This window comes from Cupriavidus sp. GW822-FHT06G04, from assembly GCF_058799075.1.
Map to the genome: position 1 here is coordinate 1 of NZ_JBXALD010000027.1, position 8188 is coordinate 8188.

General features: G+C 56.5%; 7 protein-coding genes. 3 read left to right on the plus strand and 4 right to left on the minus strand.

Annotated elements, in window-relative coordinates:
* Positions 1-102: 102 nt before the first annotated feature.
* Positions 103-1188 (plus strand): PA0069 family radical SAM protein, encoded by a 1086-nt coding sequence (locus tag AC1RKI_RS29905; protein ID WP_082926539.1) that lies wholly within the window; start codon positions 103-105, stop codon positions 1186-1188.
* Positions 1189-1614: 426 nt separating this feature from the next.
* The gene (locus tag AC1RKI_RS29910) at positions 1615-1986 is read left to right on the plus strand and encodes a hypothetical protein (protein ID WP_231906995.1); all 372 of its coding nucleotides are present in this window, start codon (positions 1615-1617) and stop codon (positions 1984-1986) included.
* 684 nt (positions 1987-2670) lie between these two features.
* Here the strand turns inward: AC1RKI_RS29910 and AC1RKI_RS29915 are convergent.
* Positions 2671-3342 carry a hypothetical protein gene (locus AC1RKI_RS29915; RefSeq protein ID WP_066739119.1) on the minus strand — a complete coding sequence of 224 codons (672 nt, stop codon included), beginning with the start codon at positions 3340-3342 and terminating at the stop codon, positions 2671-2673.
* 1060 nt (positions 3343-4402) lie between these two features.
* Between AC1RKI_RS29915 and AC1RKI_RS29920 the strand changes: the two genes are divergently transcribed.
* Positions 4403-4555, plus strand: coding sequence for a hypothetical protein (locus AC1RKI_RS29920; RefSeq protein WP_197497543.1), 153 nt, complete (start codon positions 4403-4405; stop codon positions 4553-4555).
* Positions 4556-4598: 43 nt separating this feature from the next.
* Here the strand turns inward: AC1RKI_RS29920 and AC1RKI_RS29925 are convergent, their stop codons facing one another.
* The 3 genes from AC1RKI_RS29925 to AC1RKI_RS29935 all read right to left on the minus strand — a co-directional run bounded on the left by AC1RKI_RS29925 (position 4599) and on the right by AC1RKI_RS29935 (position 7881).
* The gene (locus AC1RKI_RS29925; protein ID WP_404851402.1) at positions 4599-5189 is read right to left on the minus strand and encodes a DUF6988 family protein; all 591 of its coding nucleotides are present in this window, start codon (positions 5187-5189) and stop codon (positions 4599-4601) included.
* A 932-nt stretch (positions 5190-6121) separates the two neighbouring features.
* Positions 6122-6649, minus strand: a complete 528-nt coding sequence (locus AC1RKI_RS29930; protein ID WP_231906996.1) for a hypothetical protein — start codon at positions 6647-6649, stop codon at positions 6122-6124.
* 353 nt (positions 6650-7002) lie between these two features.
* Entirely contained in the window at positions 7003-7881 is an 879-nt protein-coding gene (locus AC1RKI_RS29935) for a hypothetical protein (RefSeq protein WP_231906997.1), read from the minus strand.
* Positions 7882-8188: the final 307 nt, after the last annotated feature.

Here is an 8188-nt window from a genome sequence, read left to right on the forward strand (position 1 = left end):
GCTAGATCTTCTGCTGTCAGGGACTTTCACCCTCTACTCCTTGCCGGTTAGCCGGCGCACACTGTATATATATACAGTAAATTGCAACTAGCAGAGGCGCTCATGACGTCACTTCGCCCAGGGCTCCGCAAGGGCCGAGGTGCACTGACAAACGTGGAATCTAGGTTCGATGATTGGGGTAGATTGCCAGACGACGAGGCCCTTGCAGCCATTTTGGAGCTCGAGGGGGAACGCCCCGGGCCCAAAACAACTGTAGCGCTTGAAGACGCAAAATCAATAATTTCGCGCAACCAGTCCCCTGACGTCCCATTTGACCAATCGATTAATGCATATCGTGGATGTGAACACGGTTGCTCATATTGTTTTGCCCGCCCCACGCATGCGTATTTAGGCCTGTCCCCTGGCCTCGATTTTGAAACCAAACTCATCGCCAAGCCAAATGCGGCCGAGTTACTCGAAAAAGAACTTAGCAAACCGAAATACTCACCCAGCGTAATTGCCCTCGGGACCAACACCGACCCATATCAGCCCATTGAGCGTGAGCATCAACTCACGCGCAAAATCCTTGAGGTCTTGGAGGCGTTCCACCACCCTGTCGCAATCACAACCAAGTCGCATCTCGTGACACGGGACATCGACATACTGTCCCGCATGGCTGAGAAGGGCTTGGCCCGCGTCTACCTATCCATCACCACGCTGGACGCGGAGCTTGCGCGAAAGATGGAGCCCCGTGCGAGCACCCCACCGAAGCGAGTGGAAGCTATTCGGATGCTGGCTGCAGCCGGGATACCCACCGGGGTATTGGCAGCCCCTATGATTCCTGCGCTAAACGATTATGAGATGGAGAATATCCTAACGGCATCGGCAAATGCTGGCGCGACAGCGGCCGCCTACGTATTACTTAGGCTTCCGCTCGAAGTCCACGACATCTTTATCGAATGGCTGGAGCAGCATTATCCAGGGCGCAAAAACCATGTCCTCAGTATTATTGAGAGCATGAGGGATGGCAAACATTACGATGCAGAGTTCGGGCGAAGGATGCGCGGCACCGGGATATTTTCAGAACTGATGACAAAGCGGTTTGAGCTGGCGTGCAAGAGGCTTGGCCTAAACCAAGAACGCAGAAAACTGCGCACTGACCTGTTCCGTGTACCGGTAAAACCCTCTCCACAAAGAAGTTTGTTTTAGAGGGATCTGCCTAGGGACTTTCTATCTGCTCCCCTGCGCCTCATTCTGAGGCATCCACTCGCTTGGACATGCAACTCGCAATCGAAATGTCAGCACGCGATAACCTGTGGATAACCTGTGCACAACCTGTTGATACCCTGTGAATAGGGAAGATTAATCTCGCTGCGTACCGCAGCAATAGTCGCACCTTCCTTGACGGCCACACTCCAGTCATAGTCATCGGGCTGCAGTGCGGCCGCTTCCCAATCGAATTCCGCCCCACACCTCCACCAATTTCATTGAACTGGACACTTAATTTCAGGCATTGACACCGAATTCTAGGCACAGCATAATGCCACCTGCCCGTCAACGGGCCCTTTCGCAGCAAAAACCTCTTCGTTCCGCACCCACATAGTGCGCTCACGATACCCATCGCAAGGATCTATCATGACGAATCGTCGCAGTGCGAGTCAAACCGCACTTTTAATCGCCATCAACGCAAAGCTCTATGAAGCTGAGCGTGGCCGTCAAGTGACTCGATATCGGTTCTCCCACGCCACCCTGAGGAGACTGTCGGGTCGCAAGGCATTGCGAGGAAGCTTCCTCGAAGAACTCGGAGCAGAACTGGAGGAGTTGGATTGGCTGTTTTTTCGGCTCGCGGGAGAATTCGCAGTCATTGCGCTGGACAAATCGGAGTCTTGGGTCAAGCTAGGCTCAAAGCGCCTTACTGACCATCTAGCTATGACCGACGGCGAGATCGAAACCGCCTACGATGAGCTTCATCCGATGGATGATGATTCTGAGGGCGTTGAAGACTAAAGGTCGAATGGCGGGGCCGGCATCGCCGGCTCCGCCATTAAGAGCTGCCGAACCTCAATGCTGGTAGCTGCAATGCTATCGCCTTGGCGCGCGCTGGCCTCAGCTCCACTAAGGCGCGTGACTCAACCATCGCACGCGGCTTACTCTGACGCGCTGAAGGTAAATTGACACTCGACACACTGCAAGTTGTCGAGTACGTGGTCGTCGATGGCTTTTCCCGCTGTCGCTCCAGCTAGTGCGCCGGCCGCACCCGCCGCGAGCGCTCCGAGGATTCCACCTGCGGCAGCGCCAACAGCTGCGCCAACTGGCCCACCCAAGAATCCAACCGCGGCACCAACTTCGGCCCCGCCGGCAGCGCCTGCCCCAACCCCAGCTGCGCCCGCAGCGAATCCAAGCGCGCCGCCAGTCTTCTGTCCCAGGTTCTTCTTAATAGTATTGCCTCCACACTTCGGACATTTCTCGGCCATGACGTTTCCCCTAGATTTGATTGAGTGACACCAACCGACGTTGTATCGGACCAATACGTGAGTTCTGAACCCTCACTTCTGGGGGCACGTCCCTGTGCACGCAGACCTCAGTCTGGGCGGCCTTCCACGCGGCAGCTCACCAGCGAGCAAATACTGCGGTCCAACGACAAAAGGGCAAAGAGCGACCCGAGGGCGCTCTTTCAAATTGGCTCGTCCCTTACGGATGCACGCGGTCGGGATGCGCGCCCAGCATTGGCTCAATGATGAATACACCCATGCCAGTTTTCTCGTCTTCAGTCATCCAGGGAGGCGGAAAGTAGACTAGCCCGTCCTCTTTGACCAAGCTGAAGCACTCCCGGAGCTTACAGAAATACTCGTAGAACTCGTTGTCTCCCGCAAACCATAGCTCTGCATCCCACTCGTCAAAGTCCGCGCTCAGCTTCGCGCAAGCAGCCGGGCCGAAGCACATCCCTCTGACACCGTACCGCAGCAGCTCCCAGAACGGCCCTCGTCCATCGGTTTCCGGATACTTGTCCTTGTCCATCACCAAGTCGGAAACGTCGTTGCAAAATTCGATGACGCGCCGAGGTCCACCTCCCAGCTTTACTTCCGCGGTCAACTCAACGAGCTTCGCGCACCAGTCGAAGAAGTAGTCGTCGGACGAGTAATCGAACAGACAGTAGTGGCTCAAGTTGTTCCACTCGTACTGATAGATGGCTCCAATTTCCAGACCCTCCGTCAACTGCGGATAGTCGGGCGGCGCCACAGCAAGTACAACGTTCTCCATCGACTTACCTGTCACTGGGTCCTCATCCCACCGCAGCCGATTCTGCGGCTGCCCCAGGTTCTTTAGGCCTTCGCATACAAGCATGTAGTGCTGGGTAGGCATCGTTCTTTCTCACTCCATCAAATATTGGCAATGCCGAACTCAGCCCTTGGGTGTCACGCAGACGAACCCATGCGCGCGTAGCGCAGCGACTGTAGCCTCGGCTCTCGCACGCCACGCGAAGTGACATGCGGTGAGGTATATCTCTACGGAGCGTTGATGACGGAGCGGCGTCGCGCGATTTGCGGGGCGCTCATCAGCGTGAATGTGGAAATCAGCCCGCATATCGCGGAATTTTCGAGGCAAAAAACTATTTTGTAACAGAGGCGAATCTGCCGTGCCTGAGCGTTGATGCTTGGCGACCGCAGCTTCCAATCACGCTCCAAGGCAGGTCGCTGAGAGCTGCTTTGTGCGAGGCATGCATGACGGCTTCACCGAGCAAGCGGCATCATTCTTCCCCTTGCGCTGACTCCTGGCGATATGCGGCAAATTCCTGCCGCTTACAGCAGCGAGCTCCGACATGAAGCCCTGCAGCCGTAGACGACATGGCGCTACACTCGAGCGATGATTCCTCGAGGGAGCCCGCAGACAACCATGAGCATTACAACCTTCCACGAAGGCGACAAGAGCCGGGCCATCTGCTCCCGTTGCGGCAACTTGGTCAGTACGACATTCGTCCGCCGAGATCTGCAGTTCAGCGACAGGAAGGGTTCCGCCAACAACATCCTAGTTGCGGTCTGCGATAACTGCGGCGGCGTCGTTGCAACGCCCGCGCAATCCACACCCTCAATTCGCGCGGCGCGCTCATAGATTCGAACTCTCTTCAGGCCATCTCCACGCAAACGGGCCAAGTCGCCCCACGAGCGATCGCATACGCTTCTGCAAAGACAAAAGTCGCGCTCCCAGTTGCTGCACCTACAGCCCGCCGTGACCGCTACGATGTTCGGAAGCCTGACCAGGAAACGGCGTGTGCCCGCGCGGACCCGCGGCTGGCGTGGCAATGAAGTCCAACTCCCTGGCTGCCCTTCCTCATCCATGGAATTCCGCTGCACCCAATGCTGAAATCTCCCAACGACAAGGAGACCTTATGGAACTCACCAGAATCGTTGTGTGCGCGTGCGGAGTGCCAGCACGAGTCCGGGAGATTCCCTACGACTTGGGCGGTACGCCCCTGCGCGACTGGGCGCCGTGCCCATGGTGCTACCGGAAGCTGTACGAGATGCAGGACGAAGGTGTAGTGCTCGTCGAGATGGTGACCGCGGACGAATGGGAGTGAGCTTAGTCAAACTGTGTCTTGCCAGGTCTTATCTACGCCGCTATTAACGTGGGCTGGGTTCGCGCGTCAATAAATCCGGACAGCAATCTCGAAAACGAAGCTGAAACGATCGCACCAACTCAATTCGCTTCGAATCGCCGGTGGAAAGCGCTGCTACCATTCCGTTTCCTATCGCCAAGCCATTCGAGAGACGCAGTATGGAAGTGGCTAGGGAGGGTGGAAACTCCCCCGTCACTGCGGTGAGTGGATGGATACCGGCGTGAACGTATGAGTTCAGCACGCCCCAGTTTGGCACTTTGAACGAGAGAAGCATTTCGTGCGCTGATTTGGCACCAGCTCCGTCAGTCTTCCCCAGTTGGGTAATCATCTTAGCAAGCGTTGGAACGCCAGCCGCCGCATCCGCCGAATCCTGTGACAACGGTGCAGACATCAATGCGAGCTCGCTATCGGAGGCAGTGTAACCAAGCCATGCTGCGCGAGTGAACGCTTCATACTGCGTTCGCAGCAAACCAATCGCCGGTACGAGCAACTGGTGCTCGAGCATCAATCGAAGACCGGTTGCATGGTCCCACGACACGGCACATGCGCGCTGTGCAATAGACCATCGGAAGTCGAAGGCTTGGGCGCCGCTCACAGCGTCCGCCAAACAACTATGTAGTTCGACGGACCGCTCCAACAGATCCTCTAATTTCAAATCTCCTCCGTCCCATCCCTACGATCGTTTAAAGAACTTACCTGTCGAACTGCGACTCTGAGCGCCCTTAGCGCTCAGAGTCGATGTTAAACCATGGCCGGAGGTGTCCCACCAGCCTATCCTCAGCATAGAACCGTTCCGCAATCGCGTTCTCTGAAAATCCGTCATAGTAGGAGAAGCCCACGGCGCGCCCTATCAGACCTAACGGATTTGCCTCGGCCGGAAACACATGCTCGATGCCAAATCGCAACTGGCATGACGTAGTCTTTGGCTTCGCCTTCGCGTTCCCTGGTTGCGATTGGTGAGCGCGCCCTCCGGTTTTTCGCAGAAGATGTTGGCCAAATCGACGCTTCAAATTGGTGGCCTTGCCGACATACAAGCAAGGGAACGGAGCCTCGCTCGGCCACCAATTGTGGTACCGCACATCGACCGGTTTGCGCCCCGGTCCTTTAAGCACGATATGTCGATTGGCCGCCATCAAATCGACTTTTTCGCCTACCCACCAAAACGCGTAGACGCCAGCCGTGTCGGGTATGTCGATAGTATTACGACTAGTGATAATCCTACTCACAGGTCGGACAGTACTCGAATCGAGCATTTCGGCGACCAGCGATTGCCAAGCTAGGGCAACATCGCTGCTTCGGTTTCTATCGTTCATTTTTCAGATTGACTCAACGAAGTCCAACCTACCACGGAGATTTTTGCAATGCGTTTCTTGCAGTCGACAGTAGGCGGAGTGCGCGACGGCGTTGACCTAAGCCAGGCGAGAAAAACGCATCAACATCAGCAGAGCGACTGACCAAGAGGGGCAAGACGCAACCTAAGCCAATGGGACTGATTGGCGAAACCGCCCCTGAACCAGAGAGCCGGCCCTAGGCAGCCAGCCCTTCAAGTATCTCCGCCGCAGCCTCGGGCGACGGCGCCGGCATGATAACCATATTCTTCTTTTCGCTCATCAGAGTAAGTCGCTGCAACAGGCTTTCGGCATAGCCTCGAGCTTCAGCATCCAAGTCGCTGTTGAGAGGCGCTGTATTGACCAACAGCGCTGGACGCGCCCGTGCGCTAGCTTGACGAATGATGTCAGCGGCAATGTCCAACTCGAACAGCTTGCTCTCCGCCTCTTTCTGCAACGTTACCGAATGGTGTGCGGAAATCGGAAGACTGGTCACTTGCACGAGATGCTGGTGATGAGCATAGTCAATGGTCATCTCGGAAGTGCTATCCAATGCAAAGGTCTTGTTGAACCTGGTCTTGCGGCTCTCGTCTCTCTGGGAGAACTGTCTTTGCAGCGATTTGAGAAATGCGCGTGTCGGGAGCGAGTTCCGTCCCTCGAGCTCCGCGACCTCTTCGTAGTAGTTCCGCGTCCCAAATGCGGACAGCGTACGAATCGCCGTGTCCATGACTTGCGTGGTCGAGTACCCCCGAACGCGGACCGACTCTCCCACAGAGAACCCTTCGAACGGCGGAATTACCTCTGTAAGCGGAACGCCTGTCAGTAACTGTTGATGACAGAACGATGAGGCATGCTCGAGGATGCCCGACGCCGACCTGGCCCTCTCCTTCCCTACAAGCGCTCGAAGCTGGGTGTCGCTGAACGCAATGTAAGAAAGAGGGGCAACCAGCTCTGGTTTTTCGAAGTGAACCAAAATGATGGCGACCAGGCGCTCTCCAAACCGTGCACCGTTCGGCTCCCAAAAAACGGGGGCAGCCCTCGCGGTATGCGAAGGCGGTGCAAGACTAGTAGTAGCAGAACTCATGACCATAGTGATTCGGCGTCCGGACGCTCAAGCCGTTGAGCGATATACAGTGACAGTGGCTCCAGCCGTAACGCGATCAAGTCCACAATAAGAGCCGCCATCTGAAAAATCTGGGAAATTCTGTCACCTTCAACTCGCCAGCTCCGCATGCCGGTTGCCAACAGCTTCAACTTGCGCGCTTGCTTGAGAAAGGTCTCGGCTTCAATGTCGACCGAAGCAGTTTCAAGATGCCTGTCGCGCAGTTGCTCCAGCAACTGGTTTGCCCGTGCCACATGCGATACGACCTGTGCCTGAGCATTCGAGCCCACGACCTCAGCGTATAGCGTAGCGACGGGCTGGAGTGCCTGATTATGGTCGAAGAGCCACCACTTAATTCCATCGAACAGGAAGTTGTCGATGTGTCGGTCCGGATTCGCAACAAGCTCGTCCCAGGCAGCGCCCTTCGGAGCTGTGTCGCTGCTGCAAACTCGATTCCAAAGGTAGTCGTCTCCGTGCGCCTGCAGCTCACGTTTCCGACGCTCAAGGAACTGGTCGGGAGCCTGAAAGACGCTACCGAATAGTACGACCTCCGAACCATAGTCACGTGGAGGCAAGCCAGGCAAATCCTCCGGGTCCGCCAGGACCACGCCAGGCATAGGCACTGGCAACTTCAGAACCTGCGATGCGAGCCCGCAAGCCAGTTCGATATCAATCTGAGCCTGGCTCGGGAGAAGCTTCACGAATACGGGCAGGCCGGGCTCGTCATAGCCGGTGCCAACCAAACCTTTCCATACGTGATTAAGGTGACGACCTTCGACGCGATCCGCAACGTTCAGCAGCCGGTAGACAGGTGGCCTATCAAGCAGACTTTGAAGATCCTTGGGGAGCGCCGCCATTGGAGTTCGCCTTTAATAGGGAGTCGCTGCGATGGCGCCAAGAGCACTTGTGCCGCCGGAACCCGGGCGTAATTTACCACGTGCCTTCGCTCTCCCCCTCCCCACTACTTAAGTGGGGCAGACGTCACCTGCAGCCGTGCCAGACAATGTTTCCGTCGTAGGCTTCCTACGATAAGCATTCCGAACCCCGCATGCCTCTGGCTGCGGGCTTTTTTTCGCCCCGGCTTTGTTATGTCGCGGTAGGAATGCCCATTACTGGGCACCCCCCGCACAGATCCCGGCGTGCGCGATTCGCGCACCGGGCTCC